Source organism: Rhodanobacter humi (assembly GCF_041107455.1).
Classification (GTDB): Bacteria; Pseudomonadota; Gammaproteobacteria; order Xanthomonadales; family Rhodanobacteraceae; genus Rhodanobacter_A.
In genome coordinates, this window is sequence record NZ_JBGBPY010000001.1 from 2160072 (window position 1) to 2184806 (window position 24735).

A 24735-nucleotide genomic window follows, 5' to 3' on the forward strand; every position below is an offset into this window, starting at 1 on the left:
ATGGCTTCACTCACCCTGTATCCGGACGACGAGCGGCTTGCGGGCGGCCAGCGGGTCGCGTTCAACCTGTACATCATCAGCGCACTGGCCCTGTTCGTGCTGATGATGCTGGTGGGCCTGACCATGCGCATGGCCCAGGCGAAGTGGGTGGACGTGCCGCCCAACCTGTTCTACGAATTGCTGTCCATGCACGGTGCGGGCATGGTCGGAACCATGGCGCTGGCGACGACGGCGGTCATGTGGTTCTTCCTGCGCAAGTACGTGCAGCTGCATCTGTGGGCGTTCGTGACGAACTACGTGCTGTTCATGCTCGGCGCGGTCTGCGTCATCCTTTCGATCTTCGTCGGCGGCTACGGCGCGCTGTGGACGTTCCTGTATCCGCTTCCGGTGCACGGGATGGGGCTGTGGACATCGGACACGGCGGCGCTGTTCATGCTGGGCTATCTCCTGATCGGCGTCGGCTCGCTGCTGTTCTACCTCGACGCCGCCGCGGGCATCATCAAGGTGCACGGCAACCTGGGGCGCGCGCTGGGCCTGCAATGGCTGTTGGGCGGAACCATCGACCCCAACCATCCGAAGGCGGTCGTCGCCAGCACCATGGTGATCATCGCCAACTCGCTGGGCATCCTGGCCGGCGCCGTGGTGCTGGTGATGAGCCTGGTCAACATTTTCTATCCGCAGGTGGCGCTCAACCCGCTGGTGACCAAGAACCTGATCTACTGGTTCGGGCACATGTACATCAACGCCACGATCTACATGGGCGTGATCGCCGTGTACGAACTGCTGCCGCGCTACAGCCGCAAGCCATATCCCATATCGCGCCCGTTCCTGTGGTCGTGGGCGGTGAGCACCGTGTTCGTGGTAATCGTGTTTCCCCACCATCTGCTGATGGACTTCGCGCAGCCGCGCTGGCTGGCGATCGTCGGCCAGGTGGTGTCGTGGGGCGCCGGCTTCCCGGTGTTCCTGGTGACCGCGTACGGCGCGCTCACCAACATCTACCGTTCGAACATGCGCTGGACGATGCCGTCCCGGCTGATGGTGCTGTCCCTGTTCGGCTGGGCGGCGGGCATCGTGCCGGCCATCATGGACGGCACGATCCGCGTCAACCTGGTGATGCACAACACCCAATGGGTGCCGGGGCATTTCCATTTCTACCTGTTGCTCGGCGTGCTGGCGATGGCGCTGGCGCTGATGTTCCACGAGATCGGCAGCCGCGCGCACGCGCCGCCGAACTCCGGCGCAGACAGGCTGGGCTTCCCGGTCTACCTGATCGGCGGCTTGATCTTCGTGTTCGCCTTCCTCGATGCAGGCCGTTTGAGCGTGCCGCGGCGCATGGCCCAGCATCTGGATGCGTGGACCTTCACCGACAAGCTCGGCGCGATCGGCGCGATCCTGGTGGTGCTGGCGATGCTGTACTTCGCAATCCGCATCACCGTCGGCTTGTTGAAGGCTCCGCGGCCCGGAGGTTCCGGTGTCGGCATTCCGGACGCTGCTCGCTAGCCTGCTGATCCTCGCGGCCGGCGCCGCGACCCTCGCCGCCGCCACCGACGGGTTCCGGGCGTTCACCAGCGAAACCGCGCGCCGCATCGAGGTGCGCGAGCATCCGCGCGCACTGCCGTCGATGCCGCTGGAAACCGCCGACGGGCGAATCGTCGACTTTGCCGGCCTGCGCGGGCGTTGGCTGCTGGTGGACTTCGTCTACACCCGGTGCATCACGTACTGCACCGTGCAGGGCAGCGAATTCGCGCGACTGCAGGATCGCCTGGCCCGGCCGATCGCGGACGGCCGGGCGCTGTTGCTCAGCGTCAGCTTCGATCCGGCGCATGACACTCCGGCGCAGCTGGCCGCGTACCAGCAGCGCTCGGGCGACCGCGGCGCGGGCTGGATCGCGGCGCGGCCGATGAGCGCCGCGGATCTCAAGGCGCTGATGCGGGTATTCGGCGTGACCGCGATTTCCGATGGGCTCGGCGGCTATGTGCACAATGCCGCGATCGCCGTGGTCGATCCCCGCGGGCGCCTGGTCGCGATTACGGACTGGTCCGAGCCGGACGAGGCGGAGCGGTACGTCCTCAGAGAGCTGGGACCATGATCGTGCCGGCGCGCTGGAAGCCGCAGCTGGGCCTGGCGCTTTGGCTCGGGCTGGCATTGCCGCCGCCGCGGCATGCACTCGAATCCACGATGACGCTGCAGATGCTGGTCCAGATCCCGTTGCTCGCGCTTGCCGGATGGTGGCTGACGGCGTTCCTCGCGCGCCGTCCGACCGGTGCCATGGCCGCGTGGAACCGCAGCGGCATCAGCGGACTCCTGCTGGCCTCGTTGGCGGCGATGGTCTGGATGCTGCCGCGCGCGCTGGATGCTTCGCTGGATGTGCCATGGGTCGCGCTGGCGAAATTCGTGGGTGTGCCGTGGCTGATCGGCATGCCGTTGGCGATCAGCTGGCCGCGGGCCGGTTTCGTCGTGCGAGGCGTGTTCCTGATCGAGGTCGTCGCCACGGCATTCCGGCTGGGCTGGCTGTACATGGTCTCGCCGGTGCGGCTTTGCAGCAACTATCTGCTGACCGACCAGCAGCAGCTCGGAAAGATCATGTTGGCGATCGGCGTGGCAATCTGCGCGTTGCTCGCGTGGAAATTGATGTGGGGGCGTATCGACATCGATGGTGGTCGCGGGCGCTGAAAGCGAATGCCGTCAAGGGCGGGATTCAGCGCGTCTTGGCTCGCCCATGACCACTGCGATGGTTGAAGCGTTGTCCAAACATGACGACGGCGCATATGGCAAATAGTACAAACAAGCTGTAGCTCAGCACGCGGTAGCCGAGATTGCCACACGTGAAATACGCTCCAAAGAGCAAGTAGAACAATGCCTGCGTAGATGCGGGAAAGTTACCGTGCGGAAGCCTTCCCCACAGCCATGGATGAAGCAGCACTTGCTTTTTGAGCGATGGAACAAACCAAAGGCGGCTAGGAGCATGGCGCCGTACGCCACGAACGATGCGCCAATGACGCCAAATATCAGATCGAGCAATGTCGAGTGCATGTCATAAGCCTAACGCCTGAGTTGAGCGGCGGTGTAGCCGTCCGCCTCGAACGAGTTGTTAGCCATCATTGACCACTAGCCCGAGGATTGATATCGGCACGGGAAGGCTGAGATGGGTCGTAGAACGTATAGTCAACGAATTGGCTCGGACCTTTGTACGGGCGCTTAGAAAGGAAAGCGCGTGCGGCCGTCACATAACTTGTCGGAACTGTTACTTGCACCGGGCCGGAGCTGGGACCCTTGACGTCTCTGACCTGAACGACTTTGAGAGAGCTTATTTTACCAGCGGCGTCGACCGTCACCAGAAAAAACACCGAATAATACTTAGTTGGCGCGGCGCACCGTGTAAGCGTAGGAGCCGCCAGGAAAACCGTAAGCAAACCTACAAAGATTCGCCGCATAACGCACCCCTGCTGGCTACCGTATAAATTCAGTGACACGAAACCGTGTGGCGGTTAATCATGCGCCGTAATGGGCAGCTAGCGCGCTCTGGTGATAAACGAATAAATACCTACTCCTGTACACCGGCCTCCGCGCAAGCAGCCCTTGCCAGAGCGCCTGAATCGCTCTTTACACCTTTAGCAAAAGCCGATACCGCCTTGTCGTTGCCGTACATGTCGAAAACGTCCAACATCCCGTGACCCGCTTTGCAATCAGCATATGTAACATGTAATTTGAACATTTCAGTTTCTTGAGGCATCTTGACATGCCTTTTGACAACAACAACTACAGTTTTTTCACCTTTCGAATTGTTTACGTACGAAATTGAGTTTTGCTGAATCTCGTAAGTCGCATATCCATCTGGCGTTGGCAGCTGCGTCCAATCATTGTTGCGACTACACGCGACGACCGTAACCAGTGTAACGATTAAACATCCAAGTACTTTGAACATACTTTTTATCCATGACGGCTAACGCTGGAGTCAAGTGGCGGCGAAGCCGTCCGCCTTGAACGAGTAAAAAGAGACTTCCTCCCCTTTCGGCCTCGAAGGCCATGATGGTGTTGCGACACAACCGTCAGCAGAAGAGGAAGTCTCCATGAGCACTATAACCCTGGGTGTGGACTTGGCGAAGAGCGTGTTTTCGGCGTGCGAGATGGACGGCGCCGGCCACGTGCGGCGGCGGCAGGATCTGCGTCGCGATGCGTTTATCGCGTGGCTGCCGCAGCTGCCGGCGGGCACGGTGGTGGCGATGGAAGCGTGCAGCGGGGCACATCATTGGGCGCGGCGCTGCCAGGCGTACGGCTTGCAGCCGAAGATCATGGCCGCCCAGTTCGTCAAACCGTTCCGCAAGAGCTCGCGCAGCAAGAACGATCGCGCCGACGCCGAGGCGATTGCCACCGCGGCGCGCCAGGGCAACATGCGCTTCGTGCCGGTCAAGGACATCGACCAGCAGGTGCGCCTGTCGTGGCATCGGGTGCGCGAGGGCTACAAGGCCGAATCGCTCGCCATCGGCAATCGCATCCGTGGCCTGCTCGCCGAGTTCGGCGTGATCGTGGCGCAGAGCGATCGGGCGCTGCGTCGACGGTTGGCGGACCTGGATGCGCAGCTCGCACTGCCCGCCGAGTTCAAGGAGTTGCTGCGTGACCTGGCCGATCACTGGACGCAGGTGCGCCTGCACTTCGACGCGTGCGATGCACGCATCGAAGCCCACGCGCGTCAGGACGCGCGGTGCGTGCAGTTGCGCGCCATGGTGGGCATCGGCCCGATCACCGCCGATGCGGCGGTGGCCACGGTGGGCAACGCCCGCGAGTTCAAACAGGGGCGGCAGATGTCCGCGTGGCTCGGCTTGGTGCCCACGCAACATTCCAGCGGCGGGCATGCGCAACTGGGTGGCATCAGCTGCCGCGGCGATGCCTACCTGCGCACGCTGCTGATCCAGGGCGCCCGCAGCAGCCTGCAGCGGGCCAAGGCCGTGGCCACGGAGAAAGCCACCCCGGAACAGCTGTGGATACGCTCACTCGATGGGCGCCTGCCCTTCGGCAAGGTGATCGTGGCCATCGCCAACAAGCACGCCCGGCAGATCTGGGCGGTACTGGCGCACGACGTGGACTACGACCCGCACGCGTGCCTGAACCATCCGATGCACCGGCAAAGCTACGCGAGGCACATGGCCTAGAAGAAGTTTCGTTCCATCGTCAGCGCGACACGGTAGACAACAGGTCAGACCACCCCGGAGAGAACCTGGCTAACTGGATGGACGTCCAAACGGCGCTTCGGCCGATCCCCGATCCCCGGACAGTCCGATGAACGAAAGAGGTCTTCGGGTGCGGTTTATACAGAGGTCCGAGTCGGCCACATCGGCTCAACAAGACCGGTTACGGAAATGCCGTCTGACACTCGTTGCAGCACGCACAGCACTGACGCGCAGCACGTAGAAAACAGGACAACACCACGACCAGCAGTGGCCCGAAAGCTCAGGGCAAAAGCATCATGCGCCCGGGCTTGATCGGAAGTCTCTTACGGACTTGTTAGCGCCGACACTAAACCACGAACTCAGCATAGCTGCGCCCCTCAAGAATGCCGAACTCAATCTGTGTAGGAAACTCAAGCACGCCCGAATGTGCCATTGCTACGCAGTCGAACGCCCAAGGCCCCAAGCTGATAGGAAGTTTGCAAAGCTCCGGTGTGCCAGCAAGCTTTACGACCGCCGTTGGAAGCAAGCACTTGCCCGGAGGTTGCTCCTCCGCGTTGATGCCAGCCACGACACATTCTTGCTTCGAGACTGCAAGGAACCCAACCTTGTGAACAGCAAAGACCGACCCTTTCTCTTGGGCATTTTTAAGAGCAGGAAATACGACCTCTGGTAGGTGCAACCAGCCATCCAATGAAGTGATCGTGCTACCAGTTGCCATGATGTACCTGTAGGCGCTAACGCTTGAGTTAAGCGGCGGCGAAGCCGTCCGCCTTGAACGAGTAAAAAGAGACTTCCTCCCCTTACGGCCTCGAAGGCCATGATGGTGTTGCGACACAACCGTCAGCAGAAGAGGAAGTCTCCATGAGCACTATAACCCTGGGTGTGGACTTGGCGAAGAGCGTGTTTTCGGCGTGCGAGATGGACGGCGCCGGCCACGTGCGGCGGCGGCAGGATCTGCGTCGCGATGCGTTTATCGCGTGGCTGCCGCAGCTGCCGGCGGGCACGGTGGTGGCGATGGAGGCATGCAGCGGGGCACACCATTGGGCGCGGCGCTGCCAGGCGTACGGCTTGCAGCCGAAGATCATGGCCGCCCAGTTCGTCAAACCGTTCCGCAAGAGCTCGCGCAGCAAGAACGATCGCGCCGACGCCGAGGCGATTGCCACCGCGGCGCGCCAGGGCAACATGCGCTTCGTGCCGGTCAAGGACATCGACCAGCAGGTGCGCCTGTCGTGGCATCGGGTGCGCGAGGGCTACAAGGCCGAATCGCTCGCCATCGGCAATCGCATCCGTGGCCTGCTCGCCGAGTTCGGCGTGATCGTGGCGCAGAGCGATCGGGCGCTGCGTCGACGGTTGGCGGACCTGGATGCGCAGCTCGCACTGCCCGCCGAGTTCAAGGAGTTGCTGCGTGACCTGGCCGATCACTGGACGCAGGTGCGCCTGCACTTCGACGCGTGCGATGCACGCATCGAAGCCCACGCGCGTCAGGACGCGCGGTGCGTGCAGTTGCGCGCCATGGTGGGCATCGGCCCGATCACCGCCGATGCGGCGGTGGCCACGGTGGGCAACGCCCGCGAGTTCAAACAGGGGCGGCAGATGTCCGCGTGGCTCGGCTTGGTGCCCACGCAACATTCCAGCGGCGGGCATGCGCAACTGGGTGGCATCAGCTGCCGCGGCGATGCCTACCTGCGCACGCTGCTGATCCAGGGCGCCCGCAGCAGCCTGCAGCGGGCCAAGGCCGTGGCCACGGAGAAAGCCACCCCGGAACAGCTGTGGATACGCTCACTCGATGGGCGCCTGCCCTTCGGCAAGGTGATCGTGGCCATCGCCAACAAGCACGCCCGGCAGATCTGGGCGGTACTGGCGCACGACGTGGACTACGACCCGCACGCGTGCCTGAACCATCCGATGCACCGGCAAAGCCACGCGAGGCACATGGCCTAGAAGAAGTTTCGCTCCATCGTCAGCGCGACACGGTAGACAACAGGTCAGACCACCCCGGAGAGAACCTGGCTAACTGGATGGACGTCCAAACGGCGCTTCGGCCGATCCCCGATCCCCGGACAGTCCGATGAACGAAAGAGGTCTTCGGGTGCGGTTTATACAGAGGTCCGAGTCGGCCACATCGGCTCAACAAGACCGGTTACGGAAATGCCGTCTGACACTCGTTGCAGCACGCACAGCACTGACGCGCAGCACGTAGAAAACAGGACAACACCATGACCAGCAGTGGCCCGAAAGCTCAGGGCAAAAGCATCATGCGCCCGGGCTTGATCGGAAGTCTCTTACGGAATAGTTAGATGTGTGCCTAGCCCCTTAGCTTTTCACGAACCCACGACCACGCCTTCTGTAGATCGATGCCGAAGCCCATGAAATTTGGCTTTAGCTCAAATGGGTTTGCGTCCGACGCCTTTTGTAACGAGATGTGCTGATCGATTTGCATCTTTCGCTTTGCCGACTCTGTCAATGTGAGCTTAAAGCGAAGGTGTTCCTGTGCTGAGTCGAGAAGCTCTTGCTCCCATTGCCACTGAGCATTGTTGGGAAGAACGTGCACATAGTCACGTTGGGATTTTGGGTGCGGGTAGAAGTTACGCTTCCAGCCGTCACTGACGAGCAGGTTTGAATCCATGGCTTTTCGTAGGACATGACAAATGGACTCGCCCTCCGGGACATACAGAAAGAACTTGCCTTCCGGACAGTTGAACATGAGGTTCAAGAGCTTATCCAGTTCTTGCTGGTCATTTATGTCCCCGTTCTCAAGCACCCAAAGTCTTGATCTCTTCACTTCATCGAAGAGGTGGCTTGGAAATACGAGTGGATGCTCTTCTTTCTCTTCGCTCATGTGACCTTCCACGCACATCTAACGCTTAGTAGACCCCGGATCGGGGCATATGCAACTGATGTTCAGCTTTCGATGACCTTGGGTCAAGCAGGGAAATCCTACGACGCGGCAAGGGGTTGCCGGATGGCGATCCTCGTGTACGGGCAGCGATGCTGCCATTGCCTATCTCACGGATCGAGCCGCTATGTCTTATCCCCTACCATCGACGGTGATAGCAGTGACTCGCCCGGGAGCGCCTGCGCCCCGTCTGCTGGACGAGGTTCGGCGACGTTTGCGGCTCAAGCACTACAGCTTGCGTACCGAGGCCATCTATGTGGGATGGATACGTCGGTTCATTCTGGCGAACGGAAAGCGCCATCCGCGTGACATGGGAGCGCTGGAGGTGGAGGGCTTTCTGTCCGCCCTGGCCGTGCGCGGAAAGGTGGCGGCCAGCACGCAGAATCAGGCGCTGTCGGCACTGCTTTTCCTGTATCGGGAAGTGTTGGGGATCGAGCTGCCATGGATGGAGACGATGGTGCGCGCGAAGCGCTCACAGCACGTCCCGGCGGTGTTGGCACGCGAGGAGGTACAGGCCTTGCTGGCGCAGCTGGAAGGGCGCCCGTGGCTGTTGGCAAGCCTGTTGTATGGCACCGGCATGCGCCTGATGGAATGCATGCGGCTGCGGGTGAAGGACGTGGACTTTGCACGCAACGAAATCACCGTGCGCGACGGCAAGGGCGGCAAGGACCGGCGCACGGTGCTGCCCAAGCGGCTGGTCGAGCCGTTGCAACGCGAGATCGAGCGCGCCCATGTCTTGCATGAAACCGATTTGCACGCGGGTTTCGGCGTGGCCCACCTGCCGCACGCGCTGGCCCGCAAGTACCCCCGCGCCGGGCGCGAGTTCGGTTGGCAGTTCGTGTTTCCTTCGGCGCAGCGCTCGATCGATCCTCTGGACGGTGTGGAGCGTCGGCACCACTTTGACGAGGCGCTGCTGTCGCGCGCCATGAAAAGCGCCTGTCGCCGTGCGGGCATCGTCAAGCCGGTGAGCGCGCATACGCTGCGCCATTCGTTCGCCACGCATCTGCTGGAGGCGGGGTATGACATCCGCACCGTGCAGGAGTTGCTCGGCCACAAGGATGTTGCAACCACCCAGATCTACACGCACGTACTCAATCGGGGCGGAAACGGCGTGCTGAGTCCGCTGGATCGCTGAGTGCCGGCGCAATAGCGGGTCACCCCGCGCGCGGATGCTCGATTTCGACGCGATGCTCCACGCCGTCATCGTGCAGCGGAATGCGGCCGTCGGCCTGCGGCACGCCGTCCAGCCGCACGCTGCCTGCCGTGCCGGTGTCGCATTGCCGCACACGGATGCGGTACGGCGTGCCGCGGTGGCGGTAGTCGAGTTCGTAGCCGGCCCATTCGGGCGGCAGCAGTGGAGCGAGGCGCAGCTTGCCGGCCTCGAGCGTCAGGCCGAGCAGGGATTCGACCAGCAACCGGTACAGCCAGCCGGCGGAGCCGGTGTACCAGCTCCAGCCGCCGCGGCCGGTGTGCGGTGCCACCGCGTAGACATCGGCGCAGACCACATACGGTTCGACCTTGTAGATGTCCACTTGCGCGGCGTCTTCGCCGCGGCGGGTGGGGGCGATCATGCGCGCGAGTTCCCAGGCGCGTGCGGCGTCGCCGAGTTTCGCGAAGGCCATCGCGGCCCAGATCGCGGCGTGGGTGTACTGGCCGCCGTTCTCGCGCACGCCGGGCAGGTAGCCCTTGATGTAGCCGGGGTCGAGCGCGGACTTGTCAAACGGCGGATCGAGCAGCTGCACCAGGCCGGCGTCGCGGTCCACCAGGTGGCGGTCCAGCGCAGCCATCGCCTGGCGCTGGCGCTCGGGCTCGCCGGCGCCGCTGAGCACCGACCAGCTCTGCGCGATGGAGTCGATGCGGCATTCCTCGTTGGTGTGGGAACCCAGTGGCGTACCGTCGTCGAAGTACGCGCGGCGGTACCAGGCGCCGTCCCAGGCGTGCTGCTCCAGCGCGGCGCGCAGCGTGGCGATCCCGGTGCGGCAGCGCTCGGCGAACGCGGCGTCGCCGCGCCGCGCGGCGAGTTCGGCGAAGTCGGCCAGCAGCGCGCATTCGAACCAGCCCAGCCACACGCTTTCGCCGATGCCGCGCTCGCCCACGCGGTTCATGCCGTCGTTCCAGTCGCCGCTGCCGATCAGCGGCAGGCCGTGCGGGCCGCGCGCGGCGAGGCCGCGCTCGATCGCGCGCACACAGTGGCGGTACAGCGGCTCGGCCAGCGGCGAGTGCTGCGGCAGGTCGTAGTACGACTCCTCGTCGTCGTGCAGCGCGCGGCCCTCGATGTAGCCGACGACTTCGTCCAGCACCGCGCGGTCGCCGCTGGCCAGCACGTAGCGCGCGACGGCCAGCGGCAGCCACAGGTAGTCGTCGGAGCAGCGCGTGCGCACGCCGCGGTCCAGTGGCGGGTGCCACCAGTGCAGCACGTCGCCCTCGGGGAACTGGTGTGCGGCGCACAGCAGCAGCTGGCTGCGGGCGAGTTCCGGCGCGACGTGCAGCAAGGCCATGGAATCCTGCAGCTGGTCGCGGAAACCGAACGCGCCGCCCGACTGGTAGTAGCCGCTGCGCGCCCAGACGCGGCAAGCCAGCGCCTGGTAGGGCAGCCAGCCGTTCGCGAGCACGTCGAGCTGCGGCTCGGGCGTGCGCACCTGCACGGCACCGAGGATGCGATCCCATTGCGCGTGCACCTGTTCCAGCGCTTCGGCCGCCGCGGCGGCGCCGCGGTAGCGCTGCGCGAGCGCGGCGGCGTCGGCGATGTCGCGGCCCATGCCGAGGCGGATCGTCACGCTGCGCTCCTCGCCGTCGTCCAGCGACACGCGGCCCTGCAGTGCGCCGCAGGGGTCCAGCCCCGCGCCGAGCCGGCCGGAGAGTTGTGCGCGGCCCAGCGCGGCGGGCGCGGCGAGGCTGCCGTTGCGGCCGATGAATTCGGCGCGGTCGCCGCTCAGGCTGCGCTCCTCGGCGTCGAGGTCGAGGAAGGCCGTGCGGCCGGGGAATTCGGCGTTGTACGCGTTGCGCGCGAGCAGGGCGCCGCTGCGCGGCTCCACCTCGGTGACCACGTGCATCGCGGTCTTCTCGCGCAGGTCGCCGAGCAGCCATTCCACGTAGGCGGTGACGGACAGCCGGCGCGCGCGGCCGGACTGGTTGCGCAGTTTCAGCGTGCAGAACTTCAGTGGCGCATCGACCGCCACGTACACCGTGAGCTCGCTGCGGATGCCGTCCTCCACGTGCTCGAACACGCTGTAGCCGAAGCCGTGGCGGGTCACGTAGCGGCCGCTGCCGCGGCAGGGCAGCGGGGTGGGCGACCAGATCTGGCCGTCGTCCTCGTCGCGCAGGTACAGCGCCTCGCCGGCGCCGTCGCCCACCGGGTCGTTGGACCAGGGCGTGAGGCGGAACTCGTGCGCGTTCTCGCTCCAGGTGTAGGCGCCGCCGCTCTCGGAGAGCACCGTGCCGAACTGCGGGTTCGCCAGCACGTTCGCCCATGGCGCGGGCGTGGGGCGGCCGGGGTCGAGCACGATCACGTACTCGCGACCGTCGGCGGCGAAGTGGCCGGGTGCCAGCTGCGGCAGCGCGGCGTTCGCGGGCGGAGCGGCCGGCGTGGTGCGGCGCGCCCATTCCGGCACCAGCGGCGGCAGCGTGGCTTCCACCCGGCGCCGCTGCACCTGCTCGGCGAGGCTGCCGCGATGGTCGGCCAGCACGATGCGCGCGGCGGCCAGCATCACCAGCCGGTCCTCGCCGGAGAGCAACTGGGCGGGGCGCACGAAGATGCCGCCGGGGCGGTCGAGCAGGGCCGCCTCGCTGCCGGAGGAGACCAGGCCGAGGATCGCGTCCTGCAGCTCCTGGCGGTAGCCGGCGCGGTCCTCGTTCCAGATCACCAGGTCCACCGTCAGCCCCTTCAGCCGCCAGTACGCGTGCGCCTGCAGCAGCTGGCGCACCAGCTCGATGCGCGCGGGATCGGTGATGCTGAGCAGCACGATCGGCAGGTCGCCGGACACGCCCTGGCCCCACAGCCCGTTCTGGCCGCGGCGGTTCGCCGCCAGCACGCCGCTGTCCGCACGCAGCATGGCGTTCGGGTAGAGGATCGCGGTGGCCATGTGTTCGTACAGCTGCGCCTCGGGCAGGCTGGCGTTGAGCTGGCGCAGCAGCACCTGGCTGTGCGTCCAGGCGAGGTCGAACACGCGGTCGGCGAGATGGCGGTCGCGGTACTTGCCGATCAGCCGCAGGCACGCTTCGCGGCTGTCGGCCATGCCGGTGACCACGTCCAGCGTGGCCGACTGCTCCGGCTCCAGCGCGATGCGCACGCGGATCGCGACCACCGGATCGAGCACCGCGCCGGCGCTGCCGGTGAGGGTTTCCTGCTCCATCGCCAGCGGCCGCGCCAGTTCGCGGCCGCGGCCGAGGAAGCGCGCGCGGTCGGTCTCGTAGGAGATCGCCTGCACGTCGGCGCCGTGCACCGCCAGCAGGTGGCACAGCCACGGCACCGCCTCGCTGGCGGCGCGCGGGCGGCGGCTGCAGACGATGGCCTGCAGCTCGGGCAGCAGCTCGGTCTCGACGAACAGCTTGCTGAAGGCGGGATGCACCGCGTCGGCCACGGGCGGCGCCAGCACCACCTCCGCATAGGTGGTCAGCTCGATCACGCGGCGGCTGCGGCCACGGTTCGTGAGGCGGGTGCGGCGCAGCTCGATGTCGTCCTCCGGCGACACCACGATCTCGGTGTGCGCGTCGAACTCGCGTTCGCGCACGCGGAACTCGGCGCGGGCGTCGGAGAAGATCGCCTCGTACAGCTCGGTCTTGCGGCACACCGGCTGCCAGGCCACCGACCAGTACGCGCCGCTGGCGACGTCGCGCAGGTAGCCGAACATGCCCCAGTGGTCGCGCGTGGCGTCCGCCTGCCAGCGCGTCACCGCCAGCTCGCGGCAGCGGCTGTAGCCGCCGCCCGCGCTGGACACCATCACGTGGTAGCGGCCGTTGGACAGCAGCTGCAGCGCGGGGCGCGGCCGGTTCGGGTCGATGAACACGCGCAGCCGCGCCTCGGCGGTGCGCAGGCCTTCGGCCAGCTCGGGGAAGCCGGTGGCGTGCAGGTATTCCGCCGCGGTGCGCGGCACGCGTTCCTGCAGCAGCAGGCAGGTGGCGCGGAACTGCGGGTCGGCGGCGAAGCGCCGCTGCATCGGCTGGCCGAGCAGGGCGTGGTCCAGCGCCAGCAGGCCCATGCCCTGGTGGTGCGACATGAACGAGCGCACCACCACGCTGTCCTGCCCGCGCGGCACGCGCGCCGGCGTGCAGTCCAGCGCCTCGTACATGCCGTAGCGGCCAGCCAGGCCCAGCGCGGCGAGCTGCTGCAGGTTCCGCGCGGCGGCGGCGGGCGCCACCATCGCGGCGAGCATGCTGGCGTAGGGCGCGATCACCACGTCGTCGCCCAGCCCGCGCTTCAGCCCCAGCCCCGGCACGCCGAACGCGCGGTACTGGTAGTTGAGGTGGGCGTCGAACGCGTTGTAGCCGGATTCGGACACGCCCCACGGCAGGGCTAGCCGGCGGCCGTAGTCGATCTGCCGCGCCACCGCGGCGTGGCAGCTCTGGTCGAGCAGGCTGCCCTCGTAGCCGGGCATCACGAGCGCCGGCATCAGGTACTCGAACATCGAGCCGGTCCACGACAGCAGCACCGGCTCGCCGTCGCTGGTGGCGAGCAGGCGGCCGAGCGTGAACCAGTTGTCCTGCGGCAGCTGGCCCTGGGCGATCGCCACGAAGCTGGCCAGCCGCGCCTCGGAGGCGAGCAGGTCGTAATAGCCCGCGTCGAGCCGGCGTTCGTCCACGTTGTAGCCGATCGCCAGCAGGTCGCGCGTGCCGTCGTACAGGAAACGCCAGTCCATCTGCGCCAGCGCGGCGGCCTGCTGCGCCAGCTGCTCGATGCGCGCGATGCGTTCGCGCGCCTGTTCGCGGCGCCGCTCGGCCTGCGCCGTGCCCGGCCAGCACAACGGCTCGATGCGCGCGAGCTGGCGCAGGCTGGGGATGCCGTGGAAACCACCGTCGTCGTCCGCGGGCGGATCGAGGTGGAAGGCCTGCGTTTCCTCCAGCAGTTCGCGGCATTGTGCCTGCAGCGCGGCGAGCCAGTACGCGGCTTCCTCGTCGTCGGGCGCGGCGAGCGCCTGCGCCTGCGCGTGCTGGCGTTCCAGCACCGCCAGCGCCGCGCCGGTGGTGGCGGGCGGCGCGGCCAGCGCGGCGTCGAGTTCGCGCAGCGGCGTCGCGGCCACGTCGTCGTCGCCCTGCGGCCACACGGCCTGCAGCACGTGCCAGGCATCGCGCAGGCCACGCAGCACGGCGTCGCGGAACACCGGTTCGTTGACGAGTTCCAGCAGGCCGGGGCGCAGGGTGAGCAGGTGGCCGGCGAGGTTGCCGCTGTCCACCGCCGACACGTACAGCGGCGGCAGCGGCTGCAGGCTCTGCGTGTCGTACCAGTTGTACCAGTGGCCGCGGTGGCGCGGCAGCGCGTGCAGCGTGTCCAGCGTGTGCGCGCTGCGCTCCAGCAGCCGGCTCGTGCCCAGCCAGCCGAAGTCGTGCGCGGCGAGGTTCGCCAGCAGCGCCAGCCCGATGTTGGTGGGCGACGTGCGCCGGGCGACCGCCGCCACCGGCTGCTCCTGGATGTTGTCCGGCGGCAGCCAGTGGTGTTCCGCGTTCACCTCGGTGTCGAAGAACGCCCAGGTGCGGCGCGCGAGCTGGCGCAGGAACAGCCGTTGCGCGGCGCTCGGCGCGGCCATGCGCGCGCGGCGCGGCAGGCCGATCCACCACGCCAGCATGGGCGCGAGCAGCCACAGCACCAGCAGCGGCGCGGCCACCGGCAGCGCCATCGGGCGTTTGGCGAGCAGCAGCGCACCGAGCAGCAGCGCCATGGCCGGCGCGACCCACAGCAGCCGCCACAACGCAGCCGGCGTGTGGCGGCTGGAACGCGCCACCTCGGCCGAGCTGCGCCACTGCAGCAGGTGGCGGTGGCTGACCGCCATGCGCCACAGCGTGCGCAGGATCGCGTCGAGGCTGTACAGCGCCTCGTGCGGCAGCCACGCGAGGTGCAGAACGATGCGGCCGAGGTGCTGGCTGGCGGCGACGAAGCCCGCGCGCAAGTGCTGGTCCAGCTGCACGTCGTGCGGCTTCTGCGCCAGTTCCAGCAGCGCCGACAGCAGCGGCGGCACCACCACCATCGCCAGCACCGCCAGCGTCCACGACAGCACCGGGGTCAGCGCCAGCCAGCCCAGCGCGAGCAGCGCGAGCAGCGCGGCGGGCACCAGGCTGCGGCGCAGGTTGTCGAGGATCTTCCAGCGCGACAGCGCGGTGAGCGCGTTGCGCCGCCAGCGCCCGTTCGCGGCCGGCGCCCACGGCAGCAGCCACGGCAGCAGCTGCCAGTCGCCGCGGATCCAGCGGTGCCGGCGCTGCACGTCGTCCTGGTAGCGCACCGGGTGTTCCTCGTACAGCTGCACGTCGCTGAGCAGCGCGCAGCGCGCGTGGCAGCCCTCGATCAGGTCGTGGCTGAGGATGCGGTTGTCGGGGAAGCGGCCCTCCAGCGAGGCCTCGAACGCGTCGATGTCGTATATGCCCTTGCCGATGAACGAGCCTTCGCCGAACACGTCCTGGTACACGTCCGAGACCATCCGCGTGTACGGGTCGATGCCGGCGTCGCTGCCGAACAGCCGCGCGTAGCGCGAGCGCGCGGTGCCGGGCAGGCTGATGCCCACGCGCGGCTGCAGCAGGCCGTGGCCGCTGGTGACGCGGCCCTTGCGCGGGTCGTAGTGCGGACGGTTGAGCGGGTGGTCCAGCGTGCCCACGAATTGCGCGGCGGCATCGCGCGGCAGCTGGGTATCGGCGTCCAGCGTGATCACGTAGCGCACCGGCGGCAGTGCGGCGAGGTCGCCGGCGATCAGCTGGAAACGGTCCTCGCCGCGGTCGCGCAGGATCGCGTTGAGGTCGGCCAGCTTGCCGCGCTTGCGCTCGCGGCCCATCCAGCGGCGCTCGCCCGGGTTCCAGCGGCGCGGCCGGTGCAGCAGGAAGAAACGGTCGACGCCGGCATCGGCGTGGCGCTCGTTGAGCGCCTCGATGCGCAGCCGCGCCAGCCGCAGCAGCGCGTCGTCGCCGGGCAGCGTCTCCGCGTCGGCGTCGCCGAAGTCGGTGAGCAGGGCGAAGTGCAGGCGCTCGTCGCGGTTGCCGAGGAAGCGCACCTCCAGCGCCTCGATCTGCGCCTCCACGTCGTGCGCGTCGCCGAGCAGGCAGGGCACCGCCACCAGCGTGCGCGCCTCGGCGGGGATGCCGTCGGCGTAGTCCATGCGCGGCAGCCGCTGCGGATGCAGGCTCAGCGTGGCCAGCCAGTTCAGCAGGCTCAGCGCGAGCTGGCTGGCCACCAGCGCCGCCGGCAGCGCGACGGCGAGCAGCGTCCACAGCGGGAAGCCGTCGCGCGCCGCGGTCGCCAGCAGCGGCTGCGCGAACGCGAACGTGAGCACGGCCAGCAGGCCCAGGTAGATCGGCAACGGCGCGCGGTCGAAGCCGCGGCGCAGCCGTTCGGCCAGCGGCGCGCGCACGCCGAGTTCCCGCTCCAGCGCGGGCCGGCCCGCGGCGATCAGCCAGTGGCCGGCGTGCTGTTGCAGCGGCGGCGCGTCGTCGTCGACGGCGCGGCGGCACAGCGCGACCGCGGCCGTCGCCACCGCGTGCTCGTCCAGCCGGTGCCGGCGCGCCAGCCGCTCCACCGCGTGGCGGTAGTCGTCGCGGGTGGCGAAATCCATCGCCGCGTAGACGCCGGCAGGATCCTGCCGCAGCGTGCGCTCGACCAGGCTGGTGCGCTCGACGAAGGCGCGCCAGTCGATCGCCGACAACGCACGCAGGCTGCCGATGCTGTTGCCGATCGACACCTGGCTCGCCGCCTGCTGCTGCGCTTCCAGCTGCACCAGCTGTTCCACGCTCAGGCCCGACTGCGCGAGCCGCTGCTCGATCCAGCCCAGCGGCAACGCCAGCGCCGGGCCCTGGCCCTGCAGCCGGCGCGACAGCTCGGCCACGAACGGCCCGCTCATCGGCGGCCCGGCGCGCGCCATGTCGGCCACCACCAGCACCACGCCGGCGGGGTCGCGTTCGGCGGCGGCGGTGAGCTTGTCGGCCCAGCGCGCGGCCTTGCCGCGGTCGCGCCAGTCGGCGATCACCCGCGCGGCGACGCGGCGCAGGTTCTCGATCAGCGCGAGGCGCAGCATGATCGGAATCGCCCACAGCTCGCCGAGTTTCAGCGGCGCCACCGCCTGGTAGGCGTTGACGAAGCGGCGCAGCCCCGCGATGTCGACGCGGCCGTCGCCGTGCGCGATCACTTCCTGCGCGATGTCGTACACCCGCGGCAACGCCGCCGACGGCCCGTGCGCGAGGCGCGGCAGCTCGCGGCTGTAGCCCTTTGGCAGGTGGCGGCGGGCGATCCGCACCTGCTCCTCGACCAGGTAGAAGTTGTCCAGCAGCCATTCGGCGGCGGGCGTGATGCGGCGACCCTGGCGGGTGGCGGGGGTGAGCCGTTCGCAGGCATGGATCAGCACCGCCTCGTTGTCGGCCAGCCGCGCCAGCAGCAGGTCGGCGTGGCGGTCCGGGCTCAGCCGGTGCTGCGCGGCCAGCGTGCGGCCGTGGCGCTCCATCTGTTCGGCGCTGAACAGCTCCGCGCGCAGCGCCGGCTCCGGCTCGCGCCGGGCGCGTTGCGCGGCACGGCGGCGGCGGAACGCGCGCAAGCGGCGCAAGCGCAGCAGCTCGGGGAGTTTGGCGAAATTCAATGGCGGTTCCTGCGGGGTTCGACGCGATCGGCTCGTCGCGAGCGGATCGCGAGGGAGGCATGGATGCGCATGCCTGCGTCGATACCCGACCGACCTTACGCGGCCGAACGTGAAGGCCGTGCGCGCTACGATGCGTATCCCGATCCTTGCCGGACATGCCGAAGATGCCGCTGTCGATCCGTCCCGCCGCCGTTGCCGACCTGCCCGCGCTGTGCGCCTGGAACGCGGCGATGGCGCGCGAGACCGAAGGCCTCGCGCTCGATCCCGCGGTGCTGGAGCGCGGCGTGCGCGGCGTGTTCGAACAGCCGCAACGCGGCTTCTATCTGGTCGCCGAGCGCGACGGCGCGGCGCTGGGCGGCCTGCTGGTCACGTTCGAGTGGAGCGACTGGCGCGCCGGCGACTACTGGTGGATCCAGAGCGTGTACGTGGTGCCGGAGGCGCGTCGCGACGGCGTGTTCCGCGCGCTGTACGCCGAAGTGGAACGCCGCGCCCGCGCCGCCGGTGCGGCCAGCCTGCGGCTGTACGTGGAGACGGAGAACCGCCGCGCGCAGTCCACCTACGAGAGGCTGGGCATGCGCCGCTGCCATTACGCGATGTACGAGCAGGTGCTCTGACGCACCGCCGTGAACGCCTTTGGGTAGGAGCGGCTTCAGCCGCGACCGGCGAACGAATCGCGGCTGAAGCCGCTCCTGCGGGTCGGGCCCCGGTCAGGCAGCGCTGGCGGCCATCCAGCGTTCCAGCTCGGCGGCGGGCATCGGCATGCCGAAATGGAAGCCCTGCAGCAGGGTGCAGCCGGCCTCGCGCAGGAAGTCGGCCTGCGCGGCGGTTTCCACGCCCTCGGCGATCACCGTCTTGCCGAGGCTGCGCGCCATCGCGACGATCGTGCGGGTGATCGCGGCGGTGTCGCTGTCGGCGGTCACGTCGTGCACGAAGCTGCGGTCGATCTTCAGCGCGTCGACCGGGAAGTGCCTGAGGTAGGACAGGCTGCAGTAGCCGGTGCCGAAGTCGTCCAGCGACAGCCGCACGCCGTGCTGGCGGATGCGCTGCAGCAGCCGGGTGGTGGCGTCGCCGCCGGCCATCATGGTGCGCTCGGTCAGTTCCAGCTCCAGCTGGCCGGGGCCGATGCCGTAGGCGCCCAGCAGCGCGTCGAGCTGCGGCTGGAAGCGCTCGTGGCGGAACTGCAGCGGCGACACGTTCACCGAGATCGGCAGCAGCCGCCCGCGCTGCCGCCAATGCCGCGACTGCATGCAGGCCCGCTGCAGCACCCATTCGCCGAGTTCGGCGATCAGTCCGCTGTCCTCGGCCACCGGGATGAACTGGTCGGGCATGAACACGTCGTGGCCGTCGACCTGCCAGCGCAGCAGCGCCTCGGCGCCGACGATGCGGCCGCTGCGTGCGTCCACCATCGGCTGGTAGTGCAGCGCCAGTGCGTCGTGCGCCAGCGCATCGCGCAGCGCGCCCTCGATGTTGCGCAGCGTGGCGGCGCGCTCGCCCATCGCGGCGGTGTAGCGGCGCCAGCCGCCGCGGCCGGCCACCTTCATCTCGTACATCGCGGTGCCCGCGTGGCGCAGCAGCGCGTCGGCGTCGTCCGCGTCGTCGGGGAACACGCTGACGCCGATGCTGGCGCCGGCCTGCAGCGACGCGACGCCCGGCAGCGCGATGCGTGCGCACTGGTGCAGCAGCCGCTCGGCCAGCACGGTGGCCTCGCAGGCCTCGTCCACGCGCGGCAGCAGCAGCACGAATTCGTCGCCGTTGTAGCGGTACAGCGTCTCGTCCTCGCGCAGCGTCTCGCGCAGGCCCTGCGCCACCGCCTGCATCACCTGGTCGCCGCCCTCGTAGCCGAGCGCCTCGTTGATGCGCCGGAAGTGGTCCATGTCCAGGTACAGCAGCGCGCAGCGGCGGTCGTGCAGCGCGGCGCGGTGCACCGCCTGCTCGATGCGCACCGGCAGCAGGTTGCGGTTCGGCAGGCCGGTGAGCGTGTCGTGCTGGGTGAGGTGGATCATCTTCAGCGCCAGCGCGCGGTTCTCGCTGACGTCGTGGCAGACCAGCACGCCGCCGATCACGTTGCCGGCGTGGTCGTGGATCGGCGCGGCGGAATCCTCGATCGGCGTCTCGAAGCCGTTGCGGTGGGCCAGCACCACCTTGCCGGACAGGTTCACGATCGCGTCGCGGCGGATCGCCTCGCGCAGCGGGTTCGCCAGCTCCGCGCCGCTGTCCGCGTCGCGCAGCCGGAACACCTCGTCCATGCGCCGGCCCTTGGCCTCGCTGGCGCTCCAGCCGGTCATCGCCTCGGCGATCGGGTTGAGCGAGGTCACGTGCAGGCCGGGGTCGGTGGTCAGCACCGCGTCGCCGATCGAGCTCAGCGTGGCCTCGGCCAGCTGGCGCTCGCGGAACAGCGTGTCCTCGAAGTGGCGGCGCTGGCTGATGTCCTGCACCTGGGTGACCACGTAGCGCAGCCGGCCGGCGTCGTCGCGCACCTGCGAGACGCTGAGCTGCACGTGCACGGCGTGGCCGTCGCGGTGCAGGTAGCGTTTCTCGGTGTGGAAGGCCTCGCGGCCGCCGTCGAGCAGCTGGCGCGCGAGCGCCTCGCTGCTGGCGAGGTCGTCCGGGTGGGTGATGTCGCGCCAGTTGTGCGCGAGCAGTTCGTGGTCGGCATAGCCGAGCATCGCGCACAGCGCGGCGTTGACGCGCATGAACTGGCCGTCCGGATGGACCAGCGCCATGCCGATCGCGGCGTGCTGGAACGCCTGGAAGAAGCGCTGCTCGCTCTCGCGCAGCTGCAGCTCCAGCGCGTGCCGCTCGGTGATGTCGGTGAACACGGTGATGACGCCGCGCACCCGGCCCGCGGCGTCGAGGTCGGGCTGGAAATGCCCGTGCACGTAGCGGCGCACCGTGCCGCTGGCGAGCTCGCCCTCGTAATGCGACGGCTGGCCGCCCAGCGCCTGCAGCAGCGCGGCGCGGGCGGCGAGGTAACTCTGCACATCCAGCGCCTCGCTGAGGCGCCGGCCGATCAGCTGCGCGGGATCGGTGCCGAACCAGCGGCGATGGGTGTCGTTGACGTAGCGGAAGCGCAGCTCGGTGTCGATGCAGGCGATCAGCGCCGGGGCGTTCCGCAGCACGTGTTCGGCCAGCTCCGGCGGAAACGCGGAAGCGGGCCCATCACCGCCGGTGGACTGCACTGCCGTGGACATCTTCGCCGCCTGCAGAGATCGGTCGCCGACCTCGTCGCCGAGTTCCGAAAGCCGCCCCCGAAGGCTTTCGACTCAGCGGACCCGTCGCCTGCCCGGATCCGCTGCCGCCGCCAGGCATTCGCATGCCGGCGCGCGGGTCATCATGCGCCCGCCGGGCATCGCTTTGCATCTTCGGATGTGTGAACGATCCGTGCAGGCAGTGATCGCCGCACTCGCCGCCCGAAAGCGGCTCAGTGCAGGGACATCGCCGGTGCCGCGAGCCGGCCCCGTTCGTCCAGCACGATGCAGCCCGGCGCCTGCAGTTCGGCGGCGCAGCCGTGGCGGTCGGCCAGCGCCGCCAGCAGAGGCCCCAAGGCGCGCGGCTGCAGCGGGTAGCCATGGGCGAGCACGTGCGGTCGGCCGCCCGCGCCGTGCTGCGCCGCAGTGACCGCCACCACGCCGAGGCCGGGCGCCTCGTGGGCGTACAGCCGCGGCGCGTCGCAAGCCGGATCGGCCGCGGCCACGGTTTCCAGCAGCCAGCCGGAGTCGCCGTCGCCCTCCGGCGCCGACTGCAGGCGCAGCGGCAGGGCGTGCGCGTCCAGCAGCGCGGCGTACTGGCGCAACTCGAACACGATGCCGGCGAAGTCGTGTGCGCGCTGCGCGGGGTCGCCGGCCTGCGCGGCCAGCCATGCGGCGGGCGATTGCGCCAGCACGCGGTCGCCTTCGTAGCGCAGCGCGAGGCCGCGCGCGCTGAGCACGTCCTCGCTGCGGTACGGCGTGAGCAGGGCCGCTTCCAGCAGGCTCCACAGCGGCGCGAGGTTGACGTGCTCGTACTGCACGCAGGTGAGCGCCATCAGGTCGTTGCGACTGAGGTAGCGCGCGTGTTCCAGCTGCACGCCCAGCGTGCGGATCAGCCAGTCGGCGGTGCGCGCGCCGGCCTCGCCGCGGCCGACCAGTTGCACTTCGACCTGCTCGGCCAGCTCTTCGACCAGGGTTTCCGGCGCCAGCAGCGACAGCGGCAGCAGGCGCATCGGGCCGTCGGCGAATTGCGGCGATGGTTCCAGCGGCTGCGCCGGCATGTGGCCCTCGTGGCTGCCGAACGCCACCACCTGCGCCACGCCGGCGCGCGGCACGCGGCGGCCGAGTTCCTCCAGCGTGGCCCATACGGGAAAGCCGGGGCGCAACAGTTCGACCGGATCGAACAGCGCGCCGGCCAGCACCAGCCGCGCCTGCGCCACCTGCGGCAGCAGCGCGTGCAGGTCCGTGGCGACCAGCGCGGCCAGTTCGTCCGCCTCGTCGCGGCTCAGGCGGGTGCGCGGCGTGGCGCCGGCCTGGGATTCCAGCGCGAGCACGATGGGCAGGGCGATCAGGGCGGAAGCTTCCACGGTGGGGAAATCCGGGAGGGGAAACGCTCATTCTAGCAAGCGGGGTGCCGGCACCCGATTTCGTGAACGAATCGCCGCCGCACCGCGCGCCGCGCTTTCACCATACGGCGGGGCAGGTTAGCCTTGCAGGCAGTGCAAGCGGCACCGGGATGTGCTGCACGCGACCCGGCACCTGCGTGCCGGGTCGACGGAAGCGAGTCCGGACCCGTGCCGGATGCGTTGACTCGAAGCACCGCCCGGATGGCGTTGCTTCGAGGTTCCTCCAATGGGATCGTCGCGGACATGGAACAGATGCAACGACGCGTGGGCGTGATCGGCGGTGTGCGGATTCCGTTCTGTCGCAACAACACCACCTACGCGGACGTGGGCAACTTCGGCATGTCAGTGAAGGTGCTGGGCAGCCTGGTCGAGCGCTACGGCCTGCACGGCGTGGAGCTGGGCGAAGTGGCGCTGGGCGCCGTCATCAAGCACGCCTCGGACTGGAACCTCGCGCGCGAAGCGCTGCTCTCCTCCGGCCTCGCGCCGACCACGCCCGGCATCACCACCGCGCGCGCCTGCGGCACCTCGCTGGACAACGCGATCATCGTGGCGAACAAGATCGCCTGCGGCCAGATCGAGGCCGGCATCGCCGCGGGTTCCGACACCACCAGCGACGTGCCGATCGTCTACGGCACGCGCCTGCGCAAGCGTCTGCTCGCGATCAATCGCGCGAAGACGCTGCAGGACAAGCTGAAGATCGCGCTGCACCGCTTCTCGCTGAAGGAGCTCAAGCCCTCCTTCCCCGGCGTGGCCGAGCCGCGCACCGGCAAGTCGATGGGCGACCACTGCGAGCAGATGGCGAAGCAGTGGCGCATCGGCCGCGCGGCGCAGGACGAACTGGCGCTGGCCAGCCACCGCAAGCTCGCCGCCGCCTACGACGCGGGCTTCTTCGAGGACCTGATCGTGCCGTTCCGCGGCATCCAGCGCGACGGCTTCCTGCGCCCCGACACCACGCTGGAGAAGCTCGCCGCGCTGAAACCCGCGTTCGACAAGACCTCGGGCCAGGGCACGCTGACCGCGGGCAACTCCACCGGACTTTCCGATGGTGCGGCTGCCGTATTGCTGGCCAGCGAAGGCTGGGCCGCGCAGCGCGGCCTCAAGGTGCAGGCCTGGTTCCGCGACGCCGAGGTGGCCGCGGTGGACTTCGTGCACGGCGAGGGCTTGCTGATGGCGCCCACCGTGGCGGTGCCGCGCCTGCTCAGGCGCAACGGCCTCAGCCTGCAGGACTTCGACTACTACGAGATCCACGAGGCCTTCGCCGCCCAGGTGCTGTGCACGCTGCGCGCGTGGGAGAGCGCCGACTACTGCCGGAACCGGCTGGGCCTGGACGCGCCGCTGGGCGCGATCGACCCCGCGAAGCTCAACGTGCACGGCTCCAGCCTCGCCGTGGGCCACCCGTTCGCCGCTACCGGCGCGCGCATCATCGCGACACTGGCGAAGCTGCTGGAACAGAAGGGTTCGGGCCGCGGCCTGATCTCGATCTGCACCGCCGGCGGCATGGGCGTCACCGCGATCCTGGAGCGCTAGCAAAACGGCCCCAGGAGCCGACTGTAGGAGCGGCTTCAGCCGCGATTCCTCAGCCGTGTGCGTAGATGACCGAAGCGTCGCGGCTGAAGCCGCTCCTGCGTGTGAGGTCCCGGTTCCATGTTGCGTCTGCGTACCACCACGACCCTGAGCCTGCTCGCGCTGGCCGCCGGCATTGCCGGCACGCAATGGCTCAGCGGTTTCGGCACCGGCTGGGCCGGCCCCAGCGAACGCGTGGCGGGCTACGTGCCCGCGGCGCATCGCGGCGCCAGCGTGCGCGCAGCACCGCGCGTGGCGCAGCGCCGTGCCGTGCACCAGCCGCATGCCTTCGTGGCGGTGGCGCATCGTGCCGTGCTGCCGCCGGTGGTGGCCGCCGCGCAGGCCGAAACCGCCGCACCGCCGCCGGAACTGGTGCCGGTATCGATGCCGGTGGCGCCGGTGTCGTGGTCGCAGATGGAAGGCCACCTGCATGGTCGCGTGCTGCTGCATGTCAGCATCGACGGCAACGGCCGGGTCGCCGACGCGACACTGGCCGCATCCAGCGGCGACGCCGTGCTCGACGCCCACGCCCTCGCCACCGTGCGCGGCTGGCGCTTCGCCGTGCCCGCCGATCACCCGGACGGCTTCGGCGGTGACCTGCCGATGCGCTTCACCAGCGGTCCGCAGCAGGTGGCGCAGGCGCCGTAGCCGCGCTTGCGGGAAGCGCGACGGTCTCTGGCCCAGGCTGCACAAAGTCCAGGCCACAAAAAAGACCGCCGGGTCGTCCCCGGCGGTCTCGCTGCAACTCCCGAG

The 24735-nt window shown here is 68.7% G+C and carries 15 protein-coding genes; 9 read left to right on the forward strand and 6 right to left on the reverse strand.

Annotation, left to right across the window (positions count from 1 at the left end; genetic code table 11):
- From AB7878_RS09550 to AB7878_RS09560, 3 genes are read left to right on the forward strand one after another with little or no spacing between them, the layout of a single operon-like run.
- Nucleotides 1-1500: a cbb3-type cytochrome c oxidase subunit I gene (locus AB7878_RS09550; RefSeq protein WP_369494140.1), complete on the forward strand. Its 1500-nt coding sequence runs from the start codon at nucleotides 1-3 to the stop codon at nucleotides 1498-1500.
- On the forward strand, nucleotides 1472-2089 hold the full coding sequence (locus AB7878_RS09555) for an SCO family protein (protein ID WP_369494141.1): 618 nt from the start codon (nucleotides 1472-1474) through the stop codon (nucleotides 2087-2089). Before AB7878_RS09550 ends, AB7878_RS09555 begins: the two co-directional genes overlap by 29 nt.
- Nucleotides 2086-2673, forward strand: coding sequence for a hypothetical protein (locus AB7878_RS09560; RefSeq protein ID WP_369494142.1), 588 nt, complete (start codon nucleotides 2086-2088; stop codon nucleotides 2671-2673). Before AB7878_RS09555 ends, AB7878_RS09560 begins: the two co-directional genes overlap by 4 nt.
- An 871-nt stretch (nucleotides 2674-3544) precedes the next feature.
- Here AB7878_RS09560 and AB7878_RS09565 read toward each other — a convergent pair.
- Complete coding sequence (locus tag AB7878_RS09565) at nucleotides 3545-3925, reverse strand: hypothetical protein (RefSeq protein ID WP_369494144.1); 381 nt, start codon at nucleotides 3923-3925, stop codon at nucleotides 3545-3547.
- 145 nt (nucleotides 3926-4070) lie between these two features.
- On the opposite strand from AB7878_RS09565, the gene AB7878_RS09570 reads away from it, so the two are divergent.
- Nucleotides 4071-5150: an IS110 family RNA-guided transposase gene (locus AB7878_RS09570; protein WP_369494145.1), complete on the forward strand. Its 1080-nt coding sequence runs from the start codon at nucleotides 4071-4073 to the stop codon at nucleotides 5148-5150.
- A 364-nt stretch (nucleotides 5151-5514) separates the two neighbouring features.
- Here the strand turns inward: AB7878_RS09570 and AB7878_RS09575 are convergent, their stop codons facing one another.
- A complete protein-coding gene (locus AB7878_RS09575) occupies nucleotides 5515-5886 on the reverse strand; it encodes a hypothetical protein (protein WP_369494146.1) in 372 nt (123 codons plus the stop codon).
- A 143-nt stretch (nucleotides 5887-6029) separates the two neighbouring features.
- Between AB7878_RS09575 and AB7878_RS09580 the strand changes: the two genes are divergently transcribed.
- Entirely contained in the window at nucleotides 6030-7109 is a 1080-nt protein-coding gene (locus AB7878_RS09580) for an IS110 family RNA-guided transposase (RefSeq protein ID WP_369492740.1), read from the forward strand.
- 364 nt (nucleotides 7110-7473) lie between these two features.
- Here AB7878_RS09580 and AB7878_RS09585 read toward each other — a convergent pair whose 3' ends face one another.
- A complete protein-coding gene (locus AB7878_RS09585; RefSeq protein ID WP_369494147.1) occupies nucleotides 7474-8007 on the reverse strand; it encodes a hypothetical protein in 534 nt (177 codons plus the stop codon).
- Between the two features lie 184 nt (nucleotides 8008-8191).
- Here AB7878_RS09585 and AB7878_RS09590 point away from each other — a divergent pair, with 184 nt between their 5' ends.
- Complete coding sequence (locus AB7878_RS09590) at nucleotides 8192-9199, forward strand: integron integrase (RefSeq protein ID WP_369494148.1); 1008 nt, start codon at nucleotides 8192-8194, stop codon at nucleotides 9197-9199.
- A 19-nt stretch (nucleotides 9200-9218) separates the two neighbouring features.
- On the opposite strand, the gene AB7878_RS09595 is transcribed toward AB7878_RS09590, so the two are convergent.
- A complete protein-coding gene (locus tag AB7878_RS09595) occupies nucleotides 9219-17825 on the reverse strand; it encodes a glycoside hydrolase family 94 protein (RefSeq protein WP_369494149.1) in 8607 nt (2868 codons plus the stop codon).
- A 155-nt stretch (nucleotides 17826-17980) separates the two neighbouring features.
- On the opposite strand from AB7878_RS09595, the gene AB7878_RS09600 reads away from it, so the two are divergent.
- Entirely contained in the window at nucleotides 17981-18439 is a 459-nt protein-coding gene (locus tag AB7878_RS09600) for a GNAT family N-acetyltransferase (protein WP_369494150.1), read from the forward strand.
- 93 nt (nucleotides 18440-18532) lie between these two features.
- Here AB7878_RS09600 and AB7878_RS09605 read toward each other — a convergent pair whose 3' ends face one another.
- Together AB7878_RS09605 and AB7878_RS09610 are read right to left on the reverse strand one after the other, a co-directional pair.
- Complete coding sequence (locus AB7878_RS09605; protein ID WP_369494151.1) at nucleotides 18533-21016, reverse strand: sensor domain-containing protein; 2484 nt, start codon at nucleotides 21014-21016, stop codon at nucleotides 18533-18535.
- A 230-nt stretch (nucleotides 21017-21246) separates the two neighbouring features.
- Nucleotides 21247-22380 (reverse strand): hypothetical protein, encoded by a 1134-nt coding sequence (locus tag AB7878_RS09610; protein WP_369494152.1) that lies wholly within the window; start codon nucleotides 22378-22380, stop codon nucleotides 21247-21249.
- A 282-nt stretch (nucleotides 22381-22662) separates the two neighbouring features.
- Between AB7878_RS09610 and AB7878_RS09615 the strand changes: the two genes are divergently transcribed.
- Nucleotides 22663-23946, forward strand: a complete 1284-nt coding sequence (locus AB7878_RS09615) for an acetyl-CoA C-acetyltransferase (protein ID WP_369494153.1) — start codon at nucleotides 22663-22665, stop codon at nucleotides 23944-23946.
- 117 nt (nucleotides 23947-24063) lie between these two features.
- Nucleotides 24064-24630 (forward strand): energy transducer TonB family protein, encoded by a 567-nt coding sequence (locus tag AB7878_RS09620; protein ID WP_369494154.1) that lies wholly within the window; start codon nucleotides 24064-24066, stop codon nucleotides 24628-24630.
- The last annotated feature ends 105 nt before the right edge of the window (nucleotides 24631-24735 follow it).

Coding starts and splice junctions, on each gene's coding strand:
- AB7878_RS09550 (WP_369494140.1), top strand. CDS start 1: ATGGCTTCACTCACCCTGTATCCGGACGACGAGCGGCTTGCGGGCGGC.
- AB7878_RS09560 (WP_369494142.1), top strand. CDS start 2,086: ATGATCGTGCCGGCGCGCTGGAAGCCGCAGCTGGGCCTGGCGCTTTGG.
- AB7878_RS09565 (WP_369494144.1), bottom strand. CDS start 3,925: ATGTTCAAAGTACTTGGATGTTTAATCGTTACACTGGTTACGGTCGTC.
- AB7878_RS09570 (WP_369494145.1), top strand. CDS start 4,071: ATGAGCACTATAACCCTGGGTGTGGACTTGGCGAAGAGCGTGTTTTCG.
- AB7878_RS09575 (WP_369494146.1), bottom strand. CDS start 5,886: ATGGCAACTGGTAGCACGATCACTTCATTGGATGGCTGGTTGCACCTA.
- AB7878_RS09580 (WP_369492740.1), top strand. CDS start 6,030: ATGAGCACTATAACCCTGGGTGTGGACTTGGCGAAGAGCGTGTTTTCG.
- AB7878_RS09585 (WP_369494147.1), bottom strand. CDS start 8,007: ATGAGCGAAGAGAAAGAAGAGCATCCACTCGTATTTCCAAGCCACCTC.
- AB7878_RS09590 (WP_369494148.1), top strand. CDS start 8,192: ATGTCTTATCCCCTACCATCGACGGTGATAGCAGTGACTCGCCCGGGA.
- AB7878_RS09600 (WP_369494150.1), top strand. CDS start 17,981: ATGCCGAAGATGCCGCTGTCGATCCGTCCCGCCGCCGTTGCCGACCTG.
- AB7878_RS09605 (WP_369494151.1), bottom strand. CDS start 21,016: ATGTCCACGGCAGTGCAGTCCACCGGCGGTGATGGGCCCGCTTCCGCG.
- AB7878_RS09615 (WP_369494153.1), top strand. CDS start 22,663: ATGGAACAGATGCAACGACGCGTGGGCGTGATCGGCGGTGTGCGGATT.
- AB7878_RS09620 (WP_369494154.1), top strand. CDS start 24,064: ATGTTGCGTCTGCGTACCACCACGACCCTGAGCCTGCTCGCGCTGGCC.